Here is a 24,569-nt window from a genome sequence, read left to right as displayed (position 1 = left end):
GTGCCGATCGCGATGGAAGAGAAGCTCCGCTTCGCCATCCGCGAAGGCGGACGCACCGTCGGCGCCGGCGTCGTCGCTTCGATCATTGCCTGATCGACGCGCATAGCGACTTGGGAAAGGGCGGCGGCAACGCCGCCCTTTTTCGTTTCTGCCAGCGCTCGCTTCGGCGCTCTGGCGTCGCGGAGCGTCCCGTGCCAGCTTCCGGTATCTTGCATACGGACTGGAGATCGCGATGAGTCCCCGCCATTCGCTCGCCGACAGGCTGCGCCAGCCCGGCCTCGTCGTCGCGCCCGGCTGTCATGACGCCATCGGCGCGCGGGCGATCGAGCAGGCCGGGTTCGAGGCGGTCTACATGACTGGCAACGGCCTCTCCGCCAGTCTGATCGGCGCGCCCGATATCGGCCTCCTGACCATGACCGAGATGGTCGCGCGCGGCCGGGCCCTGGCCGCGGCGATCACGGTGCCGCTGATCGCCGATGCCGATACCGGCTATGGCAATCTCAACAATGTCGCCCGCACCGTCGCCGAGTATGAGGCCGCCGGCGTCGCCGCGATCCATCTCGAGGACCAGGTCACGCCCAAGCGCTGCGGCGCGATGAAGGGGCTGGCGCTGGTGACGCGCGAGGAGCAGGCCGAGAAGATCCGCATCGCGGTGGCGACCCGGCGCGATCCCGATTTCCTGATCATCGGCCGCTCCGATGCGCGGTTGCCGCTCGGCCTCGACGAGGCGATCGCGCGTGGCAAAGCCTATGCGGAGGCCGGCGCCGATCTCGTGCTGCTGGAGATGCTGCAGTCGGAGGAGGAGATGAAGCGGGCGCTGGGCGAGATCGAGGCGCCGCTGATGTTCAACTATGTCGAGGGCAGGGCGCCGCCATTGAAGGCCGAGGATTTCGGGCGGCTCGGCTTCAAGGTGCTGAGCTATCCGGTGTCGTCGACCCTGGCCTACGCCCATATGATGTCGGCCTTCGCCCGCGAGCTGAAGCGCTCCGGCACGACGCGCACGCTGGAAGCGGCCATGCTCGACCTGCCGAGCTACGAGGCCTTCCTGGGGCGCGAGCACTATGCCTGATCTCAAGGTCGAGCAGCCGAAATCGCTGGTGGCGATCGTCGAGGAGCGCCTGCGCGACGCGATCGTCGATGCCGAGATGCGCCTCGGCGAGACCTTGTCCGAGGAGGCGCTGAGCGAGGCCCTGGGGGTGAGCCGCACGCCGGTGCGCGAGGCGCTGGCGCGGTTGCAATTGCAGGGGCTGGTCACGATCGTGCCGAAGAAAGGCACCTTCGTTTTCGCGCCGACCGAGGAGGATGTCGCCGAGCTCTGTGTCTTCCGTTACATGCTGGAGACGCAGGCCCTGCGCGAATGCATGAGCAAGGCGCGCACGGCGGCGCTGGCGGCGATGAACGCTGCGCTCGCGGCGATGGAGGCGGCGCAGGCAGGCGGCACCCGCCGCGACTATGCCCGGGCCGACACCGTCTTCCACGAGGTCTTCTTCCAGCATTGCGGCAACCGCTATCTCGGCAATGCCTATCGCGGCGTCTCCAGCCGTGTCGCAGCGCTGCGCACGCATCTCTCGGTGCCGCTGGAGGGCGAGCAGGAGCGCTCCATGGCCGAGCATCACCTGATGGTCGAGGCCTTTGCCGTCGGGCGCCTGGCCGATCTCGATTCCATCCTGCACCAGCACATCATGCGGGCCTGGGACGCCTATGCCGACGTGCTGCGCAGCGGGGAGGCGGCGGGCTGAGCGGGCAGGCCGGTCAGCAGAGCAATGGCAGCCGTCAAATGATCTTGCATACAGTGTCCTAGAGTCTATGCTTTCAAGCGAGAGCCTGTAACGGCCGTCGGAGTTCGGGAGGAGGCGTCATGAACATCGTTTTGAAAGCCGCTGCGCTGGCGCTGGCGCTCGCGCTGGCAGCCACGCCAGCCCTGGCGCAGGACAAGGTGAAGCTCGTCACCATCGCCGAATTGTCGGGGCCGGGCGCAACCGCCGGCACCAACTGGAAGAGCGGCATCGAGCTCGCGGTCGAGGAGATCAACGCCAAGGGCGGCATCCTCGGGCGCAAGATCGATCTCGTCGCCTATGACACGCAGACCAACCCGGCCAATGCCCGTGCTGCCGTGCAGCGCGCGATCGACGAAGGTACCCATGCGGTGCTCGGGCCGGTCTATACCGGCTCGATCATGGCTTCGATGCAGATCGCCCAGCGCGCCGAGATCGCCCAGCTCGCGGCCGGCGACGGCACCGCCTACACCGCCCAGGGCAACCCCTTCATCTTCCGGACCTCGCTCAGCCAGTCGGCGGCGATGCCGAAGATCGCCGCCTATCTGAAGGACCAGGTCAAGGCCAGGTCGGTCGCGGTGGTCTGGGTCAACAACGACTTCGGCAAGGGTGGGCACGAGGCGATCCTGAAGGAGCTGAAGAGCCGCGGCATCGCGGTGCCGGTCGATCTCTCGACCGAGCAGGGGCAGGCCGATTTCGCCGGCGAGGCGATCAAGGTGAAGAATGCCGAAGTCGATGCCGTCTTCGTCTATCTCAACGAGGAGGAGAGCGCCCGGCTGCTGGTGGCGATGCGCGACCAGAATGTCGGCAAGCCGGTGATCGGCGAGACCACGATCCTGAGCCAGAAGGTAATCGAGCTCGCCGGCAAGGCGGCCGATGGCGTGCGTGGCCATGTCGGCCAGACCGTCGATGCGCCGATCCCGGCCTTGCAGGATTTCGGCAAGCGCTTCGAGGCGCGCTTCAAGTTCGTGCCCGACCATAACGGCATCAAGGGCTTCATGGCCGTCCATGCGGTGAAATGGGCGACGGAGAAGCTCGGCAAGTTCGAGCCGACCAAGATCGCGGCGACCCTGCACGGCGCCACGATCAAGCCGGACGAGGAGCCGGGCATCCTGATGGAGACGACCTTCGACGCGAAGGGCGATGTCCAGCGCGAGAGCTTCCTGGCCGAGGTCGTCGACGGCAAGCAGAAGATCATCGGCCGTCTGCCGAAGTGAGCTGCCGCGCGGCCGGGACGGAGATTGGAAGGGCGGCGGCTGTGCCGCCCTTTCTCGTTGCACACAGGCCTCCGGGTCGTCGGGCGCACCCGCTGCGCGATGCAATCTCCCGATACGCCAAGGCCTTGGCGCGGCCGGCTGACGAATTGAGTCAACTTCCGGCATCGCGGTGACGATTTCGACTTGAAAAGCCGGCAGGGTTCAGGCTAAGCAACCGGCGCTACAGGGGTGTAGCTCAGTTGGTAGAGTACCGGTCTCCAAAACCGGGTGTCGCAGGTTCGAGCCCTGCCGCCCCTGCCAGCCGTCCGTCAGATCCGCGATGACCCAGAACATCTACGACGACGCCGGCTTCTTCCAGAATTACAGCCAGTTGCCGCGCTCGCAGCGCGGGCTCGACGGCGCGCCGGAATGGCCGGCGCTGCGCGCGCTGCTGCCGCCGCTCACCGATGCCACCGTGCTCGATCTCGGTTGCGGCTTCGGCTGGTTCTGCCGCTTTGCGGCGGGTGAGGGCGCGGCCGAGGTCGTCGGCGTCGACGTTTCCGAGCGCATGCTGGCGCGGGCAGGGGCGGAGACCGATGCGGCAAGCGTCCGCTACGAGCAGGCCGACCTCGAAGCCTACGAGCCGCCGGCCGGGCGCTTCGACCTCATCTATTCCTCGCTGGCCTTCCACTATCTCGTCGATCTTCCAGCTGTGTTCGGCCGCGTCGCGCAGGCCCTGAAACCGGGCGGGCGCTTCGTCTTCTCGGTCGAGCATCCAATCATGACGGCGCCGCGCCACCAGACATGGGGCGAGGATGCTTCGGGCCTGCCGGTCTGGCCGGTCGGCGCCTATCTCGACGAGGGTAAGCGCGTCACCGACTGGCTCGCCGATGGCGTGGTCAAGCAGCACCGCACGCTGGCGAGCTATCTCAACCTCCTCATCGGGCTCGGGCTCAGGCTGCGCCATATCGAGGAATGGGGGCCGACGCCCGAGCAGATCGCCGCCGAGCCCGACTGGGCGAAGGAACGCGAGCGGCCGGCCTTTCTGCTGGTCGCCGCCGAGCGGGCCCGACCCGAGCGGTCTTAAAACCGCTTGGCGAGCGGGCCTTGGCGTTGTAAGAAGCCCCTTAACGACGGCGCGCGGCTCCCTGAGCCCCGCGCCGCGAATCTTTCAGGACCACCGAATCGCCGTTCCAAAGCGACGATCCGGAACCGAGGTGACGAGCCCGATGGCGAAGACGAATCCCTTCCAGTTCCTGCAGGAGGTGCGCAACGAGGCCTCCAAGGTGACCTGGCCCTCGCGCCGCGAGACGCTGATCACCACCGGCCTGGTTTTGCTGATGGTGCTGGTCTCCAGCCTGTTCTTCCTCTTCACCGATACGGTCATCCGCTGGGGCCTCGCCCTCATCCTCGGCGCACGTTGAACGAAGGCATAAGACCGTGAGCACCCGCTGGTATATCGTCCACGCCTATTCCAACTTCGAGAACAAGGTCGCCCAGTCGATCAAGGATCAGGCGGCGCAGCGCCACCTCTCCGACAAGTTCGACGAGGTGCTGGTCCCGACCGAGAAGGTCGTCGAGGTCCGCCGCGGCCGCAAGGTCGACACCGAGCGCAAGTTCTTCCCGGGCTATGTGCTGGTGAAGTGCGAGATGACCGACGAGGTCTACCACCTCATCAAGAACACGCCCAAGGTCACCGGCTTCCTCGGCGCCGACAAGGCCAAGCCGATGCCGATCCCCGAGCATGAGGCGATGCGGATCAAGGGCCAGGTCGCCGAAGGCATCGAGCGGCCGAAGCCGACCGTGGTGTTCGAGGTCGGCGAGCAGGTGAAGGTCGCCGACGGCCCGTTCGCCTCGTTCAACGGCGTCGTCGAGGATGTCGACCACGCTCGCGCCCGCCTCAAGGTCGCGGTCTCGATCTTCGGCCGTGCCACGCCGGTCGAACTCGAATACAGCCAGGTCGAGAAGCTCTGAGGCTCAGGGCTGGTCGAGAGCTTGCCAAGGGGTGCCGGAGACGGCACCCTTTTTGCGTGATTTCGTAGTTAACGCCTCCTTCAGGCGTGTATGAGAATGTCCGCGCCGGCTATCGGCTCGGACAAGCATGTTTCCCAGAACATTCAAGGCGACGGTCGGACAGCGCCTGGCGCTGTGGGGCGTGCTGCTCGGCGCGCTGTCCTGCCTCTATGTCGCGACCGAGCTGGTCGGCTCGCGCAAGCTGCACGGCTTCACGCAGGCGCTCGAGGCGCAAAGCGACCTCGCCCGGCGCCTCGAAGCGACGACCATGGTCTTCGAGCGCATCAGCATCGCGATCTTCTCGGGCGCGCAGGCGGAACCTTCCGATCTCGAGGTGCTCGCGATCGGGGCGGAGGACATCGCCAGCCGCTTGGACGGCAGGCTGAAATCCGATGCGCAGACCATCGCGGCCTGCGCCATCGCCATGCGTCAAGCCGCCGATATCCCGACGGCCCGGGCCGAGCTCAGGGTGATCGCCGACAAGCGCTCGGCCTTGCGGCGCGGGCTGGGTGAGGAGATCGGCCGGTTGAGCGCGAATCTCTCGCAGCATGTCGAGAGCGCCCATCAGAACAAGGTGCTGCTCTCGCTGCTCGGGCTGTTCAGCCTGGTCTTCATCGTCGTGCTCGAACATCGCTGGCTGGTTCGCCCGATCTCCGGCATGGCGCGGGCCCTGGCGAAGAGCCGGCAGGAAGACGGCGAACTCGACAAGCTCGCCATGCGCCGCGACGAGATCGGCATGCTCGGCCGGGCGCTGCTGGCGCATCTGCATGGGCAGGAGGCCGAGCAGGAAGCGGCCCGGGTTCGATTGAGCGCGCTGTCGGACGAAGTGGCGCGTCAGGAGGCGGTCCAGGGCCGCAACGCCGCCTTCCAGGAGCGGATCGCCGCGATCGCCCAGGCGCTGGAGCAGCACGGCTCGCGCCTGTCGCAGGCGGCCGGCGAGTTCGCGCAGCTCTCCGGCGTCGTTGACGCCCGGGCAGGCGCGGCCACGCAGTCGACGCAGCGCGTCTCCGGCCATGTCGATCATGTCGCCGGCGCGATCAGCGAGGTCTCTTCGCTCCTGGCGACGGCGGCGAGCGAGGCGCAGCGCACCTCGGAGGTCGCGGATGCGGCGAAGGCGCTGGTCGACGAGGCGACCGCCGACACAGTGGTCCTGTGCGATGCGGTCGGAAAGATCGTGAAGGTGATCGACATCATCGGGACTGTCGCCAGCCAGACCAACCTTCTGGCGCTGAACGCAACGATCGAGGCGGCGCGGGCCGGCGAGGCGGGCAGGGGCTTTGCTGTCGTCGCCGGCGAGGTGAAGCAGCTCGCGCATCGCACCGCCGAGGCGACGGACGATGTCCGCAAGGGGCTGGACCAGATCAACATCGCCGCCCAGCGCATCACCATGCGGGTCGGCGCCCTCGTGACGTCGGTCGAGAAGGTCGACAAGGCGGCGCTCTCGATCGCCGAACTGACCGCGCGCCAGGATGTCGGCTCGCGCTCGATCAGCGAGACGACGATCCGGACGGCAGGGGATGTCCGGCTCGTCGCCGAACAGGTCGAGCAGCTCGCCGGCACGCTGGCGAGCTGGCGCCAGACTGCCGGCTCGGTCACTGCGGCGTCGGCGGACCTGGACAGACAGGCGGCGGAGCTGCGGCAGGCCGTCGACGGCTTCATCAGGCGCAAGGAGCTGGTAAGCGCATGAGCATGGCGATCCCCGAGGCCGAGGCGAAGCCGGTTGCGGCGCCGTCGCTGCCGGCCATCGCGCAGGTGCTGCACTGGCTGACGGCGGCGCTGGTGCTGGCGCTCTTCGCCACCGGCGTGATGATGACGCAGCTGGGCAGCGGGCCGCTCGCCGATCTGCTCTATCTCTGCCACAAGACCACGGGCGCCAGCCTGCTCTGCATCGTGCTTGTCCGCATCGGCTATCGCCTGTTCGCTCGTCTGACGGGACGCTGGCAGAAGGGAGCGGCGAGCCGGCCGGTGCATGCGCTGCTCTATCTCCTCCTGCTGATCGTGCCGCTGCTGGGCTGGGCGGGCGCCTCCAGCTTCGGGGCGCTCCAGCTGCTCTTCGGTCTGTCGCTTCCGGAGATCTGGCCGCCGGAGGCCGGCTATGCCGAATTGCTGCTGACGACCCATGCCTGGCTCGCCTTCGGCCTGATCGCGTTCGTCGTCGTCCATATCGGGGTCGCGCTCGGCGACTATCTGACACGGGACGCCAAGCTCGGCTGAGCCTGCGTTAACCGGTTAACACCCGCGCGTCGTCCGCTGCGCCTATCCTTCCCGACAACCCATGACGGGGCATGAGGGAGGATAATGATGAGCGGCAAGCGCATTTTGATGATCGTCGGCGATTTCGGCGAGGACTACGAGATCATGGTGCCGTTCCAGGCGCTGCTCGCCGTCGGCCACAAGGTCGATGCCGTCTGCCCCGACAAGGCGAAGGGCGAGAGCGTCGCGACCTCGATCCATGATTTCGAGGGCCAGCAGACCTATACGGAAAAGCGCGGCCACAATTTTGTGCTCAACGCCAGCTTCGCCGATGTCGATGCGGCGGCTTATGACGCGCTGGTGCTGCCGGGTGGGCGGGCGCCGGAATATCTGCGCCTGAACAAGCAGGTGATCGGAACCGTCCGGCACTTCTTCGAGGCCAACAAGCCGGTCGCCGCGATCTGCCATGGGGCGCAGATTCTGGCCGCCGCCGATGTCCTCAAAGGCCGCAGCTGCTCGGCCTATCCGGCCTGCAGTCCCGAGGTGGAGCTCGCCGGTGGACGCTATGCCGACATCGCGATCGACGCGGCGACGACCGACGGCAATCTGGTGACCGCACCCGCCTGGCCGGCGCACCCGGCCTGGATCGCGCAGTTCCTGGCGGTGCTCGGCACCAGGATCAGCCATGGCGAGCTGCGCCAGGCCGCCTGAGGCGGTATAGGATCGCACGTGCTTTCGCCGGCCGCCGCGCTATGGTGCGCGGCGGTTGCGCGCGGGGAGGGCGCCATGTGCAAGCTCTTCATCAACGCCGACGCCGATCTCTGGCGCACACGCCTGAAATCGGTGCGGCTCAACGGCTTCTCGACCAGCGTGCGGCTCGAGAACCTGTACTGGCGCGTGCTCGAGGAGATCGCGGCGCGCGACGGCATGAGCCCCGGGCAACTCCTCGCCAAGCTCCATAGCGAGCTGATCGAGACCCATGGCGACGGCGAGAACTTCGCCTCGTTCCTGCGCGTCTGCTGCGGCCGCTACCTGATGCTGCAGCTCGCCGGCGAGGTGCCGCGCGAGCTCGACCGGTCGATCCGCGATCTCGACGCCGACGGCATCCTGGCGCGGGAGGTGCAGCGGCTTGCGCCTGCGACACGCCGCCCGCAGCGAACGGGCGTATCCGGGGCTTCCCTTTCAGACCGTCCTGTGCCATAGGGCGGCCCTCACATGCGTGGGAGGCGTGCCGGTCAGCCAGCCGGAGGTTCTCGCCGCACCACGCCCTGCAACACCCCGATCCGGAGCGATAGCAGCTCGCGGGCGGGGGCGTCGTCGTTCCGGTCGGCACCGGGGCGGACGACAGGAGCAGCCATCATGGCAAAGAAGATCACGGGTTACGTGAAGCTTCAGGTTCCGGCGGGCGCGGCCAATCCGTCGCCGCCGATCGGTCCGGCGCTGGGTCAGCGCGGCCTCAACATCATGGAATTCTGCAAGGCCTTCAACGCGAAGACCGCGCAGATGGAAAAGGGCATGCCGATCCCGGTGATCATCACCGCGTATCAGGATCGCTCCTTCACCTTCGAGATGAAGCAGCCGCCGGTCTCGTACTGGCTGAAGAAGGCTGCTGGCCTGACCTCGGGTTCGAAGACCCCGGGCAAGGGCGGCAATGTCGGCAAGGTCACGACTGCCCAGCTCAAGGAGATCGCCGAGAAGAAGATGGCCGATCTCAACTGCGACAACGTCGATTCGGCGGTGGCGATGATCCGTGGCTCGGCCCGTTCCATGGGCCTGGAAGTCGTGGGCTGAGGGGGAACTGACAATGGCACATGTCGGAAAGCGCGTCGTCAAGGGCCGTGAAGGCGTTGACCGCATCAAGCTCTACCCGCTCGCCGAGGCGGTCGCGATGGTCAAGGCCCGCGCGAACGCCAAGTTCGACGAGACCGTCGAGATCGCGATGAATCTCGGCGTCGATCCGCGTCACGCCGACCAGATGGTCCGCGGCGTCTGCAACCTGCCGAATGGCTCGGGCCGCACGCTGCGCGTCGCCGTCTTCGCCCGCGGCGCCAAGGCCGAGGAGGCCAAGAAGGCCGGTGCCGACATCGTCGGCGCCGAGGACCTGGTCGAGACCGTGCAGAAGGGCGAAATCAACTTCGACCGCTGCATCGCGACCCCGGACATGATGGGCCTGGTCGGCCGCCTCGGTAAGGTGCTGGGCCCGCGCGGCCTGATGCCGAACCCGCGCGTCGGCACGGTCACCATGGACCTGACCGCCGCCGTCGCCGCCTCGAAGGGCGGCTCGGTCGAGTTCCGCGTCGAGAAGGCGGGCATCGTCCACGCCGCCGTCGGCAAGGCTTCGTTCGATGCCGACAAGCTCGGCGAGAACATCAAGGCCTTCGTCGATTCGGTCTCGAAGGCGAAGCCGGCCGGCGCCAAGGGCACCTATATCCAGCGCGTCGCGATCTCCTCGACCATGGGTCCGGGCGTCAAGATCGAGCCGAACACCGTTCTCGGCGGTTGATATCGCGCAGCGGTCGCCCGAACGGCGGCCGCAGCCCCGCCTTGCGCTTCGGCGCGAGGATTACCACTTGGCAGAAGCCGGGGGAGGGTCTATAGCCTCCTCCGCGTTTCCATGAGTGACGGGGCTTCCGCGTGCTTGGCACGAGGAGGTCCATTTCGCGTTTTTCGGCGGTTCGCCGTCGAAGAATGGGTGTTCGGGTCGAGGAGAGCAATCTCTTAAAGCCGGATCCCCAGTCCTGTCTGAGACTGCAGGTGCGCCTTTGGCTCCGGCTAAGGGGCATAATTTCGCCAAGAGGCCTGCATAGACGGTGCAAGAACTCTTCCGGCGCCGAAGGGCGCCGACCGAGGTTCGAACCATCTCGCCCGATCACGGCTTCGGCCATGGCTGGGGACAGGGCACTGAGCGTCGCTCCGGCGAGGGGTCGGTGTCAACCGATCACTTCCAGAGCGGCACGTGCAACTGGCGGCGGGTCCAAAAGCCTGTCGCCTACCGGAGAGAGCCCAGTGGATAAAGCGGCAAAATCTGATGCCGTCGCGACACTGAACGATGTCTTCTCGAAGACGTCGGTCGTTGTCGTGGCCCACTATGCGGGTTTGACGGTGGCCCAGTTCCAGAAGCTTCGTCGCGAGATGAAGGCCAATGGCGCCACCGTGAAGGTCGCAAAGAACCGGCTGGCCAAGATCGCTCTTGAAGGCACCGACGTCGCGTCCATCAGCAAGCTGCTGACGGGTCCCACCCTGATCGCCTATTCCAGCGATCCGGTCGCGGCGCCGAGGGTCGCCACCGCCTTCGCCAAGGAGAACGACAAGCTCGTCATCCTCGGCGGCGCGATGGGCAAGACCGCCCTGAACCCCGATGGTGTCAAGGCCCTGGCCACGATGCCCTCGCTCGACGAACTGCGCGCCAAGTTGCTCGGCCTCCTGCAGGCCCCTGCGACCAAGATCGCCCAGCTCTCGACCGCGCCTGCTGCGAAGCTCGCGCGCGTGTTCCAGGCATATGCCGACAAGGACGCTGCCTGAGCAGCCGACAACCGTTAATCGTTCGAACCTCTTACATCAGGAACTTAAACAATGGCCGATCTCGCCAAGCTCGTCGACGAACTCTCGTCGCTCACCGTTCTCGAGGCTGCTGACCTCGCCAAGATGCTCGAAGAGAAGTGGGGCGTCTCGGCTGCCGCCGCCGTCGCCGTGGCCGCTGGCCCGGCTGCTGGCGCTGGCGCCGGCGCTGCCGCTGCTGAAGAGCAGACCGAGTTCACCGTCGTTCTTGCCGCCGCCGGCGACAAGAAGATCGAGGTGATCAAGGAAGTCCGCGCCATCACCGGCCTGGGCCTCAAGGAAGCCAAGGATCTGGTCGAAGCCGCTCCGAAGCCGGTCAAGGAAGCCGTCGCCAAGGACGAGGCCGAGAAGCTCAAGAAGCAGCTCGAGGCCGTCGGCGCGAAGGTCGAGCTCAAGTGAGCCGGGCCGGCTGATGCCGGTCCGTATCTAGTCGACAAGGACAGTCCCGGGGCGGCTCGCCGCCTCCGGGGCTGTTGCGTCGTTTCCGCCTAGCCGGAGCGACGCTTTGCAGGGCCTGCCATGATGCAGGTCGATCCAGTTGAACGTCGGCGCCCATGAGCGCCGAGCGGCTCACCCGGCGGCCCGTTCCGCCTCGAGGCCCGGACCCCCGGGTGAGCCGTCCGAGATTGCGAGGAACATGATGGTAACTTCCCTCCAGGGTCGCAGGCGCGTCCGCAAGTTCTTCGGCAAGCTCAAGGAAGTGGCGGAGATGCCGAACCTCATCGAGGTTCAGAAGGCGTCCTACGACCAGTTCCTGATGGTCGAGGAACCCAAGGGCGGCCGCAGCGACGAGGGACTGCAGTCGGTCTTCAAGTCGGTGTTCCCGATCGGCGACTTCTCGGGCGCGTCGCTGCTGGAGTTCGTCAAGTACACCTTCGAGCCGCCGAAATACGATGTCGACGAGTGCCGCCAGCGCGGCATGACCTTCTCGGCGCCGCTCAAGGTGACGCTGCGCCTGATCGTGTTCGATATCGACCCGGACACCCAGGCCAAGTCGGTCAAGGACATCAAGGAGCAGGACGTCTACATGGGCGAGATGCCGCTCATGACGGACAACGGCACCTTCATCGTCAACGGCACCGAGCGCGTCATCGTCTCGCAGATGCACCGTTCGCCGGGCGTGTTCTTCGACCACGACAAGGGCAAGACCCACTCCTCGGGCAAGCTGCTCTTCGCCGCCCGCATCATCCCCTATCGCGGCTCCTGGCTCGACATCGAGTTCGACGCCAAGGACATCGTCTACGCCCGCATCGACCGCAAGCGTAAGATCCCGGTCACCTCGCTGCTGTTCGCCCTCGGCATGGACGGCGAGGAGATCCTGTCGCGCTTCTACAACCGCGTCGACTATGTCCGCGACAAGGATGGCTGGCGCGTTCCCTACGACGCCGAGCGCATGAAGGGCTTCAAGGCGACCGTCGACATGATCGACGCCGACACCGGCGAGGTCGTGATCGAGGCCGGCAAGAAGCTGGTCGCGCGCACCGCCCGCCAGCTCGCCGAGAAGGGCCTGAAGTTCCTGCGCGCCACCGACGAGGACCTCTACGGTCAGTACATCGCCGAGGACCTGGTCAACCCGCAGACCGGCGAGGTCTTCGCCGAGGCCGGCGACGAGATCGACGAGAAGAGCCTGAAGGCGCTGCTCGACGTCGGCTTCGACGAGATCCCGGTGCTCGACATCGACCACATCACGATCGGCCCCTACATCCGCAACACGCTCAAGGTCGACAAGAACTCGCGTCGTGAAGAGGCGCTGTTCGACATCTACCGCGTGATGCGCCCGGGCGAGCCGCCGACGCTCGAGACCGCCGAGAACATGTTCCAGTCGCTGTTCTTCGACTCGGAGCGCTACGACCTCTCGGCCGTCGGCCGCGTCAAGATGAACATGCGTCTCGACCTCGACGCCGCCGACACCGTGCGCATCCTGCGCAAGGAGGACATCTTCGCGGTCGTCAAGGCGCTGGTCGACCTGCGCGACGGCAAGGGCGAGATCGACGACATCGACCATCTCGGCAACCGGCGCGTGCGCTCGGTCGGCGAGCTGATGGAGAACCAGTATCGCCTGGGCCTCCTGCGCATGGAGCGCGCCATCAAGGAGCGCATGTCCTCGGTCGACATCGACACGGTGATGCCGCAGGACCTGATCAACGCGAAGCCCGCGGCTGCCGCGGTGCGCGAGTTCTTCGGCTCGTCGCAGCTCTCGCAGTTCATGGACCAGACCAATCCGCTCTCGGAAGTCACCCACAAGCGCCGTCTTTCGGCGCTTGGCCCGGGTGGCCTGACCCGCGAGCGCGCCGGCTTCGAGGTGCGTGACGTCCACACCACGCATTACGGCCGCATCTGCCCGATCGAGACGCCGGAAGGCCCGAACATCGGCCTGATCAACTCGCTCGCCACCTTCGCGCGCGTCAACAAGTACGGCTTCATCGAGAGCCCGTACCGACGCATCCGCGACGGCCAGCAGACCGACGAGATCATCTATCTCTCGGCCATGGAGGAGGCGAAGTACAACGTCGCCCAGGCGAACGCGGTCGTCGACAAGGAAGGCCGTCTGACCGATGACCTGATCGTCTGCCGCCGCGCCGGCGAGGTCATCGTCGTGCCGGTCGACAAGGTCGACTTCATGGACGTCTCGCCCAAGCAGGTCGTCTCGGTCGCCGCGGCGCTGATCCCGTTCCTCGAGAACGACGACGCCAACCGCGCGCTGATGGGCTCGAACATGCAGCGCCAGGCGGTGCCGCTGGTTCGCGCCGACGCGCCGTTCGTCGGCACCGGCATGGAGGCCGCGGTCGCCCGTGACTCCGGCGCCGCCATCGCGGCTCGCCGCGCTGGCGTCGTCGACCAGGTCGACGCGACCCGTATCGTCATCCGCGCCTCGGACGAGATGGACCCGACCAAGCCGGGCGTCGACATCTACCGTCTGCAGAAGTTCCAGCGCTCCAACCAGTCGACCTGCATCACGCAGCGTCCGCTGGTCCGCGTCGGCGACGTCATCAAGAAGGGTGACATCGTCGCCGACGGCCCGTCGACGGAGTTCGGCGAGCTCGCCCTCGGCCGCAACGTGCTCGTCGCGTTCATGCCGTGGAACGGCTACAACTTCGAGGACTCGATCCTGCTCTCGGAGAAGATCGTCTCGGAAGACATCTTCACCTCGATCCATATCGAGGAATTCGAGGTCATGGCCCGCGACACCAAGCTGGGTCCTGAGGAAATCACGCGCGACATTCCGAACGTCTCGGAAGAGGCGCTGAAGAACCTCGACGAAGCCGGCATCGTCTACATCGGCGCTGAGGTTGCGGCGGGCGACATCCTCGTCGGCAAGATCACGCCGAAGGGCGAGAGCCCGATGACGCCGGAAGAGAAGCTGCTGCGCGCCATCTTCGGCGAGAAGGCTTCGGACGTGCGCGACACCTCGCTGCGCGTGCCGCCGGGCGTCCAGGGCACGATCGTCGAGGTCCGGGTGTTCAACCGCCACGGCGTCGACAAGGACGAGCGCGCCCAGGCGATCGAGCGCGAGGAGATCGAGCGTCTCGCCAAGGACCGCGACGACGAGCAGGCGATCCTCGACCGCAACACCTTTGCGCGCCTGGCCGAGATCCTGACCGGCAAGACCGGCCTGGCCGGTCCGAAGGGCTTCAAGAAGGACACGGTCATCACCCGCGAGGTGATGAGCGAGTTCCCGCGCTCGCAGTGGTGGCTGTTCGCCACGGCGGACGACGCCCTGATGACCGAAATCGAGGCGATGCGGAAGCAGTACGACGAGTCTAAGAAGCGCCTCGAGCAGCGCTTCCTCGACAAGGTCGAGAAGCTGCAGCGCGGCGACGAGCTGCCTCCGGGCGTGATGAAGATGGTCAAGGTCTTCGTCGCGGTGAAGCGCAAGATCCAGCCGGGCGACAAGATGGCCGGCCGCCACGGCAACAAGGGCGTGGTCTCGCGCATCGTGCCGGCAGAGGACATGCCGTTCCTCGAGGACGGCACCCATGCCGACATCGTCCTGAACCCGCTCGGCGTGCCCTCGCGCATGAACGTCGGCCAGATCCTGGAGACGCATCTGGGCTGGGCTGCCGCCGGTCTCGGCAAGCAGATCGGCAAGGCGATCGACGCCTATCGCAAGGCGCATGACTCCAAGGCCCTGCGCGCCTCCTTCGACGCCGTCTACGAGGACAACGAGATCATCGCCTCGATGGACGACGCCGAGCTGATCGAGATGGGCCAGAACCTGCGCCGCGGCGTTCCGATCGCGACGCCGGTCTTCAACGGCGCCAAGGAGTCCGACATCGAGCGGCTGCTGGAGCAGGCGGGTCTGCACAGCTCCGGGCAGTCCACGCTGTATGATGGCAGGACTGGCGAGCCCTTCGACCGCAAGGTCACGATGGGCTACATCTACATGCTGAAGCTGCACCACCTGGTGGACGACAAGATCCACGCCCGTTCTATCGGCCCGTACTCACTGGTCACCCAGCAGCCGCTCGGCGGCAAGGCCCAGTTCGGCGGCCAGCGCTTCGGCGAGATGGAGGTCTGGGCGCTCGAAGCCTATGGCGCCGCCTACACGCTGCAGGAGATGCTGACGGTGAAGTCGGACGACGTCGCGGGCCGCACCAAGGTCTACGAGTCGATCGTGCGCGGTGAGGACAACTTCGAAGCGGGTATCCCGGAGAGCTTCAACGTGCTCGTCAAGGAAATGCGCTCGCTCGGCCTCAACGTCGAGCTGATCAACAACAAGCCGAAGTCGGGCGATGTGCCCGCCGAGGCAGCCGAGTAAGGCGCGACGCCCGCAGGGGCGGAACGTCGTTCGTTACTCATGCCGGCGGCATTGTCGCCGCCGGCCGTTGGATCAAGGACCGGGCAGGGCGGTTTTCCCTAGAACCCCGCCGGTCACAGGAGACAGGCTATGAAGCAAGAGGTCATGAACCTTTTCGGCCAGCAGCCGGTGCAGCAGGCGTTCGACGCGATCAAGATCTCGATCGCGAGCCCTGAGAAGATCGCATCCTGGTCGTTCGGCGAGATCAAGAAGCCCGAGACGATCAACTACCGCACGTTCAAGCCCGAGCGCGACGGCCTGTTCTGCGCCCGCATCTTCGGGCCGATCAAGGACTACGAGTGCCTGTGCGGCAAGTACAAGCGCATGAAGTTCAAGGGCGTGATCTGCGAGAAGTGCGGCGTCGAGGTGACGCTGGCACGGGTCCGGCGCGAGCGCATGGGCCATATCGAGCTCGCCGCCCCGGTCGCGCATATCTGGTTCCTGAAGTCGCTGCCCTCGCGCATCGGCCTCCTGATGGACATGCCGCTCAAGGACCTCGAGCGCATCCTCTACTTCGAGTCGTATGTCGTCCTCGAGCCGGGCCTGACCCCGCTCAAGGATCGCCAGCTCTTGACCGAGGAAGAGTACGTCCGCGCCCAGGAAGAGTACGGTGCCGACACCTTCACGGCCCAGATCGGCGCGGAAGCGATCCGCGAGATGCTGCGCGCGCTCGACCTCGACCAGATCAATGCCGACCTGAAGCATGAGATCGCGACGACGACGTCCGAGCTCAAGCCGAAGAAGCTGATGAAGCGCCTCAAGATCATCGAGGCCTTCCAGGAGTCGGGCAACAAGCCGGAATGGATGGTGATGACCGTGATTCCGGTCATCCCGCCGGATCTGCGCCCGCTCGTGCCGCTCGACGGCGGCCGCTTCGCGACCTCGGACCTGAACGACCTCTATCGCCGCGTCATCAACCGCAATAACCGCCTGAAGCGGCTGATCGAGCTGCGCGCGCCCGACATCATCATCCGCAACGAGAAGCGGATGCTGCAGGAATCGGTCGACGCCCTGTTCGACAACGGCCGCCGCGGCCGCGTCATCACCGGCGCCAACAAGCGCCCGCTGAAGTCGCTCGCCGACATGCTGAAGGGCAAGCAGGGCCGCTTCCGGCAGAACCTGCTGGGCAAGCGCGTCGACTATTCCGGCCGCTCGGTCATCGTCGTCGGCCCGGAGATGAAGCTGCACCAGTGCGGGCTGCCGAAGAAGATGGCGCTCGAGCTGTTCAAGCCGTTCATCTATGCCCGCCTCGACGCCAAGGGCTACTCGACCACGGTCAAGCAGGCCAAGAAGCTGGTCGAGAAGGAGAAGCCCGAGGTCTGGGACATCCTGGACGAGGTCATCCGCGAGCATCCGGTGCTGCTGAACCGCGCGCCGACGCTGCACCGCCTCGGCATCCAGGCCTTCGAGCCGGTGCTGATCGAGGGCAAGGCGATCCAGCTGCACCCGCTGGTCTGCGCCGCGTTCAACGCCGATTTCGACGGCGACCAGATGGCCGTGCACGTCCCGCTGTCGCTGGAAGCGCAGCTGGAAGCGCGCGTCCTGATGATGTCGACCAACAACATCCTGCACCCGGCGAACGGCATGCCGATCATCGTGCCGTCGCAGGACATCGTGCTCGGCCTCTACTATCTCTCGATCATCTCGGATGGCGAGCCGGGCCAGGGCAAGATCTTCGGCGATTTCGGCGAGCTCGAATACGCGCTGCACGAGAAGGTCGTCACGCTGCATTCGAAGATCAAATATCGCTGGACCGGCGTCGGCCATGACGGCAAGCCGTACACGAAGATCTACGACACCACGCCTGGCCGCGTGATCCTCTCGACCGCGCTGCCGGAGCACCCGGCCGTGTCCTTCGACGTCGTCAACAAGCTGATGACCAAGAAGGAAATCTCCAACATGATCGACGCCGTCTATCGCGGCTGCGGTCAGAAGGAATCGGTGATCTTCTGCGACCGCGTCATGGGGCTTGGCTTCAAGCACGCCTTCAAGGCCGGCATCTCCTTCGGCAAGGACGACATGGTGATCCCCGCGAACAAGTGGGAGATCGTCGATGCGACCCGCGTGCTCGCCAAGGATTACGAGCAGCAGTACCAGGACGGCCTGATCACCCAGGGCGAGAAGTACAACAAGGTCGTCGACGCCTGGGCGAAGTGCTCCGACAAGCTCGCCCAGGAGATGATGGCCGGTATCTCGACCGTGAAGAAGGACGAGAGCGGCCGCGACAAGCCGATCAACTCGATCTACATGATGAGCCACTCGGGCGCCCGTGGTTCGCCGGCGCAGATGCGCCAGCTCGCCGCCATGCGCGGCCTGATGGCCAAGCCGTCGGGCGAGATCATCGAATCGCCGATCATCTCGAACTTCAAGGAAGGCCTCGACGTTCTCGAGTACTTCAACTCGACGCACGGCGCCCGTAAGGGTCTCGCCGACACGGCGCTCAAGACGGCGAACTCGGGTTACCTGACCCGCCGTCTCGTCGACGTGGCGCAGGACGCGATCATCTCCGAGGTGGATTGCGGCTCCGACAACGGCATCAAGATGCGCGCCATCGTCGATGCCGGCCAGGTCGTGGCCTCGCTCGGCATGCGCATCCTCGGCCGTTCGGCGGCCGTGGAGGTCACCGACATCGATGGCAACGTCCTTGTCGCCAAGGGCGCGGTGATCGAGGAAAGCCACATCGCCAAGATCAACGCCGCCGGCGTCCAGGAGGTGAAGATCCGTTCGGTCTTGACCTGCGAGACCAAGAACGGCGTCTGCGCGACCTGCTACGGGCGCGATCTTGCCCGCGGCACGCCCGTCAACATGGGCGAGGCCGTCGGCGTCATCGCGGCGCAGTCGATCGGCGAGCCGGGCACGCAGCTCACCATGCGTACCTTCCACATCGGCGGCGCGGCGACGATCGCCGACCAGTCCTTCGTCGAGTCGAACTTCGAGGGCACGGTCAAGATCCGCAACCGCAACGCGGCGCGGAACTCGGATGGCGACCTGATCGCGATGGCGCGCAACCTCGCCATCGTCATCACCGGCCCGGACGGCGCCGAGCGCGCGGTTCACCGCGTCCAGTTCGGCTCGAAGCTGCGCGTCGACGACGGCGACAAGGTCAAGCGCGGCCAGCGCCTGATCGAGTGGGATCCCTATTCCCGCCCGATCCTGGCGGAAGTCGACGGCAAGGTCGGCTATGAGGATCTGGTCGACGGCATGTCGATGACGGAAACGACCGACGAGGCGACCGGCATCAGCAAGCGCCTGGTGATCGACTGGCGTGGTTCGGCGCGTACGTCGGATCTGCGCCCGGCGATGGTCCTGCATGGCTCGGACGGCAAGATCGCGAAGCTCGCCCGTGGTGGCGATGCCCGCTACATCCTGCCTGTCGACGGCATCATCTCGGTGGAGCCGGGTTCGTCGGTGAAGGCCGGCGACGTGCTGGCGCGTGTCTCGACCGACTCGGCCAAGACCCGCGACATCACCGGCGGTCTGCCGCGCGTCGCCGAGCTGTTCGAGGCGCGTCGTCCGAAGGATGCCGCGATCATCGCCGAGAAGGCCGGCGTCATCGGCTTCGGACGCGACTACAAGAACAAGCGTCGCGTCACGCTGACCCCGCATGACGGCACGGACGCGGTCGAGTACCTGATCCCGAAGGGCAAGCACATCCACCTGCAGGATGGCGACGTCGTCGAGATCGGGGACTACATCCTCGACGGCAACCCGGCGCCGCACGACATCCTGGCGATCAAGGGCGTCGAGGAGCTTGCCGCTTACCTGGTCAACGAAATCCAGGAGGTCTACCGCCTCCAGGGCGTGACCATCAACGACAAGCACATCGAGGTCATCGTCCGGCAGATGCTGCAGAAGGTCGAGATCACCGAATCCGGCGATAGCGACATTCTCACCGGCGACCAGATCGACCGGATCGAGCTGGAAGAGGTCAACGCCAAGCTGCGCGAGGAGGGCAAGAAGCCGGCTTCCGGCGTTCCTGTCCTGCTCGGCATCACCAAGGCCTCGCTGCAGACCCGCTCGTTCATCTCGGCCGCCTCCTTCCAGGAGACGACCCGCGTCCTCACCGAGGCGGCGGTCAACGGCAAGATGGACACGCTGGAAGGCCTCAAGGAGAACGTCATCGTCGGCTCGCTGATCCCGGCCGGCACCGGCGCGCAGGTCGCCCGCATCAAGCAGGTGGCGACGCGTCGCGACGATCTCATCGTCGGCCAGAAGGCGGATGCGGCGGCGAAGGCCGCAGCTGCGGCCGCGGCGGTTCTGCCTGCTGCCGAGTAAGATTGGCGAGAACGATCTCGTTAGCGAAACGGCCGCCTTCGGGCGGCCGTTTTTGTTTATGTGTGTTCGGTCGCGACTGTGCTTGACCTTCCACTTTACAACCGGCCTAAATTTGCCCGGCGAGACCTGCCGGGGGGCAGCGGTACGCCGAATGTGAGTTTGGGGCCATGGACGAGAGGTTCCTGGACAGTCTTTATGAAGCGGCGGTGGTGCCGGAGCTGTGGCCGCAGGTGCTGCGCCGCTTCCAGGAGATCGCGCGCGGCGCCGGTGCGGTATTGGTCGCTGTGACGCCGAGCTCCAATCGCTGGATCTCTTCGACGCCCGAGTTTGACCAGCTGGTCGCCACCCATTTCAACAGCTTCCCGGGCAATGAGCGGACACGCCGCCTGCTGGAGCGACGCCATGCCGGGTTCCTGCGCGACATCGACATCTTCTCGGATGCCGAGATGGCCCGGGAGCCGGTCTATCGCGATTTCCTGTTGCCGCAGGGGTTCGGCATCGGCGTCGCCACGTCGATCGCCTCGCCGAGCGGCGAGGCCTTCATCCTGCATGCCGAGCGCGAACACGACGAAGGCCATGTCGAGGATGGGCTGATCGCGCGCTTCGATCGGATGCGGCCGCATCTCGCTCGCGCCATGCTGCTCTCGGCCCGGCTGGAATTCGAGCGGGCGCGCGGCGCTGCCCAGGCCCTGGACGCGATCGGCCTGCCAGCTGCGGTGCTCGACCGCAACGGCCGGGCGCTTGCGCTCAATCCTCGCTTCGAGGCGCTGATGCCGGCGGTCGCGCTCGACCGCCCGTCGCGCCTCGGGCTGGTCGACGCGGCGGCAGACGGTCTGCTGGCTACGGCCGTGCAGGCGATGGGGGAGGCGAGCGGCGCCACGGTGCGTTCGATCGCGGTCGCGCGGCGCGAGAATCACCCGCCGCTGATCCTGCATCTGACGCCGGTCCGCGGCGCTGCGCACGACATCTTCTCGCGGGCGGCGAGCATTCTGGTGGTGACGCCGGTGGTGGTAAAGGACGTCCCGACCGCCGATGTGGTCCAGGGCCTGTTCGACCTGACCCCGGCCGAAGCCCGGCTCGCAGCGCTGATCGCCGCCGGCCACCGGCCACGTGAAGCGGCCGCGGCGCTGGGCGTGATGGAGGAGACCGCGCGCTCGACGCTGAAGCGGGTCATGGCCAAGACCGGTCTGCACCGCCAGGCCGATCTGATCGGCCTGTTGCGCGGGACTGGAGTCGCGACAGGCGGGGCCAGCTGAGCTGCCGCGGCTCGCGCATGGCGAGATTGCGGTCGTCCTGGCGAAATCCGGGGTTGACGCGAATCTATAGCTGAGTCATAAGCGCGCCACTGTCGATGGCTGTCGGACACGTTTGTCGCTTGCCTTTGTTGCAAGCGAGGTTCGCGACCGAAACTCCATCGGAATTCCAGCGTCTAACGACGACATGGCAGGACGCATGAACGCGGGGCATTCCGTGTTCCTCTGCATGCGAACGCGCCTGAGGCCCCGTAAATGGGCGCCGATGGCGCGGCTTCGTTTGGTCATGGCCTTGTTCGACGCCGGAATGGACACCGAATTCATCAAGCGCTCAAGGGAGCGAGAGGCCTTAAATGCCGACAATCAGCCAGCTGATCCGCAAGCCGCGCTCGCCGGTCAAGGCGCGTAACACCGCGCCGGCGCTCGAGAATTGCCCGCAGAAGCGCGGCGTCTGCACGCGTGTCTATACGACGACCCCGAAGAAGCCGAACTCGGCGCTGCGTAAGGTTGCCAAGGTGCGCCTGACCAACGGCTTCGAGGTCATCGGCTACATTCCGGGTGAGGGTCACAACCTCCAGGAGCACTCGGTCGTCATGATCCGTGGCGGCCGCGTCAAGGACCTTCCCGGCGTGCGCTACCACATCCTGCGCGGCGTGCTCGACACGCAGGGCGTCAAGAACCGCAAGCAGCGCCGTTCGAAATACGGCGCCAAGCGTCCGAAGTAATTTTCCTGCCCGACCGGCGGGGCAAGATGCCCCAGCCGGTTCGCAGCTTTTGAGATTTGACCGGAGACTAGACGATGTCCCGCCGCCACAGTGCAGAGAAGCGCGAGATCATCCCGGACGCCAAGTTCGGCGACGTGATCGTGACCAAGTTCATGAACTCGGTCATGTACGAGGGCAAGAAGTCGACCGCCGAAGGCATCGTCTACGGCGCCTTCGACATCATCGAAGGCAAGATGAAGAGCGATCCGCTCGCCGTCTTCAAGACCGCGCTCGAGAACGTCGCCCCGGCGATCGAGGTCCGTTCCCGCCGCGTCGGTGGCGCGACCTATCAGGTCCCGGTCGAGGTTCGCACCGAGCGCCGTCAGGCTCTCGCGATCCGCTGGCTGATCGCCGCGGCGCGTGCCCGCAACGACCGCACCATGGTCGAGCGCCTCTCGGCCGAGCTGATGGACGCCGCCAACAACCGTGGCAACGCCGTCAAGAAGCGCGAAGACACGCACCGGATGGCGGAAGCCAACCGCGCCTTCTCGCACTACCGCTGGTAATTCGTCCGTTACGACCCGGAAAGACAGAGCATTCCCATGCCCCGTTCTCATCCCATCGATCGCTATCGCAACTTCGGCATCATGGCCCACATTGATGCCGGCAAGACGACGACGACCGAGCGCATCCTGTTCTACACCGGCAAGAGCCATAAGATCGGCGAAGTCCATGACGGCGCCGCGACCATGGACTGGATGACGCAGGAGCAGGAGCGTGGCATCACGATCACCTCGGCTGCGACGACCTGCTTCTGGCGCGACAACCGCCTGAACATCATCGACACCCCCGGACACGTCGACTTCACCATCGAGGTCGAGCGTTCGCTGCGCGTGCTCGACGGCGCCGTGTGCGTGCTCGACGGCAACCAGGGCGTCGAGCCGCAGACCGAGACCGTCTGGCGCCAGGCCGACAAGTATGACGTTCCGCGCGTCGTCTTCGTCAACAAGATGGACAAGATCGGCGCCGATTTCTATCGCTGCGTCCAGGACATCATCGACCGCGTCGCCGGCAAGCCCGTCTGCCTGCAGATCCCGATCGGTTCGGAGTCGAACTTCGCCGGCGTGATCGACCTCATCAAGATGAAGGCGATCGTCTGGAACGGCGAAGCGCTCGGCGCGACCTTCGACGAGAAGGAAATTCCGGCCGATCTCGCCGACAAGGCCGTCGAGTATCGCTCGAAGCTGGTCGAAGCCGCCGTCGAGATGGACGATGCGGCCATGGAAGCCTATCTCGAAGGCAACGAGCCTGACGCCGACACGCTGCGCCGTCTGGTTCGCACGGCCGTCCAGCGCCGCGCCTTCCACCCGGTCCTCTGCGGCTCGGCCTTCAAGAACAAGGGCGTGCAGCCCCTGCTCGACGCCGTCGTCGACTTCCTGCCGTCGCCGGTCGATCGCGGCGCGGTCGAAGGCATCGACTTCAAGACCGAAGAGCCGACCACCCGCGAGCCGACCGACGAAGCTCCCTTCGCCATGCTCGCCTTCAAGATCATGGACGACCCCTTCGTCGGCACGATCACCTTCTGCCGCGTCTATTCGGGCAAGGTCGAGGCCGGCCAGGGCGTCATCAACTCGACGCGCGACAAGAAAGAGCGCGTCGGCCGCATGCTGCTGATGCACGCGAACAACCGCGAGGACATCAAGGAGGCCTATGCCGGCGACATCGTCGCCCTGGCCGGCCTCAAGGACGTCCGCACCGGCGACACGCTGTGCGATCCGGCCCAGGCCGTGATCCTCGAGCGCATGGAGTTCCCCGAGCCGGTCATCACGATCGCGATCGAGCCGAAGTCCAAGGCCGATCAGGAGAAGCTGGGTCTCGCCCTGTCGAAGCTCGCGAACGAGGATCCGTCCTTCCGCGTCTCGACCGACCAGGAGAGCGGCCAGACCATCCTGAAGGGCATGGGCGAGCTGCATCTCGACATCAAGGTCGACATCCTGAAGCGCACCTACAAGGTCGACGCCAATATCGGCGCGCCCCAGGTTGCGTATCGCGAGACGCTGACCAAGAAGGCCGAGATCGACTACACCCACAAGAAGCAGACCGGCGGTACCGGCCAGTTCGCCCGCGTCAAGCTGGTGATCGAGCCGAACGAGACCGGCAAGGGCTTCGAGTTCGAGTCGAAGATCGTCGGCGGCGCGGTGCCGAAGGAGTATATCCCCGGCGTCGAGAAGGGCCTCAACTCGGTCATCGGTTCCGGCGTGCTCGCCGGCTTCCCGGTGGTCGACGTCAAGGTCTCGCTGATCGACGGCGCCTTCCACGAGGTCGACTCGTCGGCTCTGGCCTTCGAAATCGCCTCGCGCGCCGCTCTGCGCGAAGGCCTGCAGAAGGGCGGCTCGGTGCTGCTCGAGCCGATCATGAAGGTCGAAGTCGTGACCCCGGAAGACTATACCGGTTCGGTCATCGGCGACCTGAATTCCCGACGCGGCCAGATCCAGGGCCAGGACATGCGCGGCAACGCGGTCGTCATCAATGCGATGGTGCCGCTGGCCAACATGTTCGGCTACGTGAACCAGCTGCGCTCGTTCAGCCAGGGCCGCGCCAACTACACGATGCAGTTCGACCACTACGAGCAGGTGCCGTCCGCGGTCGCTGCTGAGGTCCAGGCCAAGTACGCCTGATCGAACAACGCATTAGACTGAACACTTAAGAGATCTGACGGAGGCTGAGATGGCCAAAGAGAAGTTTGCTCGGACGAAGCCGCACTGCAACATTGGTACGATTGGTCACGTCGACCATGGCAAGAC

Annotated in this window: 21 protein-coding genes and 1 tRNA gene; all 22 read left to right on the top strand. The window is 66.0% G+C overall.

Annotation, left to right across the window (positions count from 1 at the left end; translation table 11 throughout):
- The coding region (locus AC07O0_RS30245) for an EF-Tu C-terminal domain-related protein (protein WP_494628549.1) at positions 1–93 on the top strand (93 nt) is incomplete at its 5' end.
- Positions 94–232: 139 nt separating this feature from the next.
- Positions 233–1,069: an isocitrate lyase/PEP mutase family protein gene (locus AC07O0_RS30240; protein WP_494628547.1), complete on the top strand. Its 837-nt coding sequence runs from the start codon at positions 233–235 to the stop codon at positions 1,067–1,069.
- A complete protein-coding gene (locus tag AC07O0_RS30235) occupies positions 1,062–1,739 on the top strand; it encodes a GntR family transcriptional regulator (RefSeq protein ID WP_494628545.1) in 678 nt (225 codons plus the stop codon). The genes AC07O0_RS30240 and AC07O0_RS30235 overlap by 8 nt, the downstream gene beginning before the upstream one ends.
- Before the next feature lie 119 nt (positions 1,740–1,858).
- Positions 1,859–2,992 carry an ABC transporter substrate-binding protein gene (locus AC07O0_RS30230; protein WP_494628543.1) on the top strand — a complete coding sequence of 378 codons (1,134 nt, stop codon included), beginning with the start codon at positions 1,859–1,861 and terminating at the stop codon, positions 2,990–2,992.
- Positions 2,993–3,216: 224 nt separating this feature from the next.
- Positions 3,217–3,292, top strand: a tRNA-Trp gene (locus AC07O0_RS30225).
- 19 nt (positions 3,293–3,311) lie between these two features.
- Positions 3,312–4,058, top strand: coding sequence for a class I SAM-dependent methyltransferase (locus AC07O0_RS30220; protein ID WP_494628541.1), 747 nt, complete (start codon positions 3,312–3,314; stop codon positions 4,056–4,058).
- 142 nt (positions 4,059–4,200) lie between these two features.
- Positions 4,201–4,395: a preprotein translocase subunit SecE gene (gene secE / locus AC07O0_RS30215; RefSeq protein ID WP_454023953.1), complete on the top strand. Its 195-nt coding sequence runs from the start codon at positions 4,201–4,203 to the stop codon at positions 4,393–4,395.
- Positions 4,396–4,411: 16 nt separating this feature from the next.
- Positions 4,412–4,945 carry a transcription termination/antitermination protein NusG gene (nusG, locus tag AC07O0_RS30210; RefSeq protein ID WP_454023952.1) on the top strand — a complete coding sequence of 178 codons (534 nt, stop codon included), beginning with the start codon at positions 4,412–4,414 and terminating at the stop codon, positions 4,943–4,945.
- Between the two features lie 127 nt (positions 4,946–5,072).
- Positions 5,073–6,671, top strand: coding sequence for a methyl-accepting chemotaxis protein (locus AC07O0_RS30205; protein ID WP_494628538.1), 1,599 nt, complete (start codon positions 5,073–5,075; stop codon positions 6,669–6,671).
- Positions 6,668–7,198, top strand: a complete 531-nt coding sequence (locus AC07O0_RS30200) for a cytochrome b (protein WP_494628536.1) — start codon at positions 6,668–6,670, stop codon at positions 7,196–7,198. Before AC07O0_RS30205 ends, AC07O0_RS30200 begins: the two co-directional genes overlap by 4 nt.
- 87 nt (positions 7,199–7,285) lie before the next feature.
- On the top strand, positions 7,286–7,888 hold the full coding sequence (locus tag AC07O0_RS30195; RefSeq protein ID WP_494628534.1) for a DJ-1/PfpI family protein: 603 nt from the start codon (positions 7,286–7,288) through the stop codon (positions 7,886–7,888).
- 75 nt (positions 7,889–7,963) lie between these two features.
- A complete protein-coding gene (locus tag AC07O0_RS30190) occupies positions 7,964–8,380 on the top strand; it encodes a ribbon-helix-helix domain-containing protein (protein ID WP_494628532.1) in 417 nt (138 codons plus the stop codon).
- Between the two features lie 156 nt (positions 8,381–8,536).
- Positions 8,537–8,968 carry a 50S ribosomal protein L11 gene (gene rplK, locus AC07O0_RS30185; protein ID WP_346360834.1) on the top strand — a complete coding sequence of 144 codons (432 nt, stop codon included), beginning with the start codon at positions 8,537–8,539 and terminating at the stop codon, positions 8,966–8,968.
- 13 nt (positions 8,969–8,981) lie between these two features.
- Positions 8,982–9,680 carry a 50S ribosomal protein L1 gene (rplA, locus tag AC07O0_RS30180; RefSeq protein WP_057189971.1) on the top strand — a complete coding sequence of 233 codons (699 nt, stop codon included), beginning with the start codon at positions 8,982–8,984 and terminating at the stop codon, positions 9,678–9,680.
- Positions 9,681–10,183: 503 nt separating this feature from the next.
- Complete coding sequence (gene rplJ, locus AC07O0_RS30175; protein WP_494628529.1) at positions 10,184–10,699, top strand: 50S ribosomal protein L10; 516 nt, start codon at positions 10,184–10,186, stop codon at positions 10,697–10,699.
- A 51-nt stretch (positions 10,700–10,750) separates the two neighbouring features.
- Positions 10,751–11,134 (top strand): 50S ribosomal protein L7/L12, encoded by a 384-nt coding sequence (gene rplL / locus AC07O0_RS30170; RefSeq protein ID WP_494628527.1) that lies wholly within the window; start codon positions 10,751–10,753, stop codon positions 11,132–11,134.
- A gap of 241 nt (positions 11,135–11,375) precedes the next feature.
- Positions 11,376–15,494 (top strand): DNA-directed RNA polymerase subunit beta, encoded by a 4,119-nt coding sequence (gene rpoB / locus AC07O0_RS30165; RefSeq protein WP_494628525.1) that lies wholly within the window; start codon positions 11,376–11,378, stop codon positions 15,492–15,494.
- 129 nt (positions 15,495–15,623) lie between these two features.
- Positions 15,624–19,808, top strand: a complete 4,185-nt coding sequence (gene rpoC, locus AC07O0_RS30160) for a DNA-directed RNA polymerase subunit beta' (protein ID WP_494628523.1) — start codon at positions 15,624–15,626, stop codon at positions 19,806–19,808.
- A 167-nt stretch (positions 19,809–19,975) separates the two neighbouring features.
- Complete coding sequence (locus tag AC07O0_RS30155; protein ID WP_494628521.1) at positions 19,976–21,064, top strand: helix-turn-helix transcriptional regulator; 1,089 nt, start codon at positions 19,976–19,978, stop codon at positions 21,062–21,064.
- Positions 21,065–21,414: 350 nt separating this feature from the next.
- The gene (rpsL, locus tag AC07O0_RS30150) at positions 21,415–21,786 is read left to right on the top strand and encodes a 30S ribosomal protein S12 (protein ID WP_057189964.1); all 372 of its coding nucleotides are present in this window, start codon (positions 21,415–21,417) and stop codon (positions 21,784–21,786) included.
- A gap of 74 nt (positions 21,787–21,860) precedes the next feature.
- On the top strand, positions 21,861–22,331 hold the full coding sequence (gene rpsG, locus AC07O0_RS30145) for a 30S ribosomal protein S7 (RefSeq protein ID WP_494628519.1): 471 nt from the start codon (positions 21,861–21,863) through the stop codon (positions 22,329–22,331).
- Between the two features lie 36 nt (positions 22,332–22,367).
- Entirely contained in the window at positions 22,368–24,443 is a 2,076-nt protein-coding gene (gene fusA, locus AC07O0_RS30140) for an elongation factor G (protein ID WP_494628517.1), read from the top strand.
- The last annotated feature ends 126 nt before the right edge of the window (positions 24,444–24,569 follow it).

This window comes from Allobosea sp. GW821-FHT10B12, from assembly GCF_059415545.1.
The sequence above is the reverse complement of the archived record's forward strand: the minus strand, read 5'-3'. Positions and strand labels throughout refer to the sequence as shown.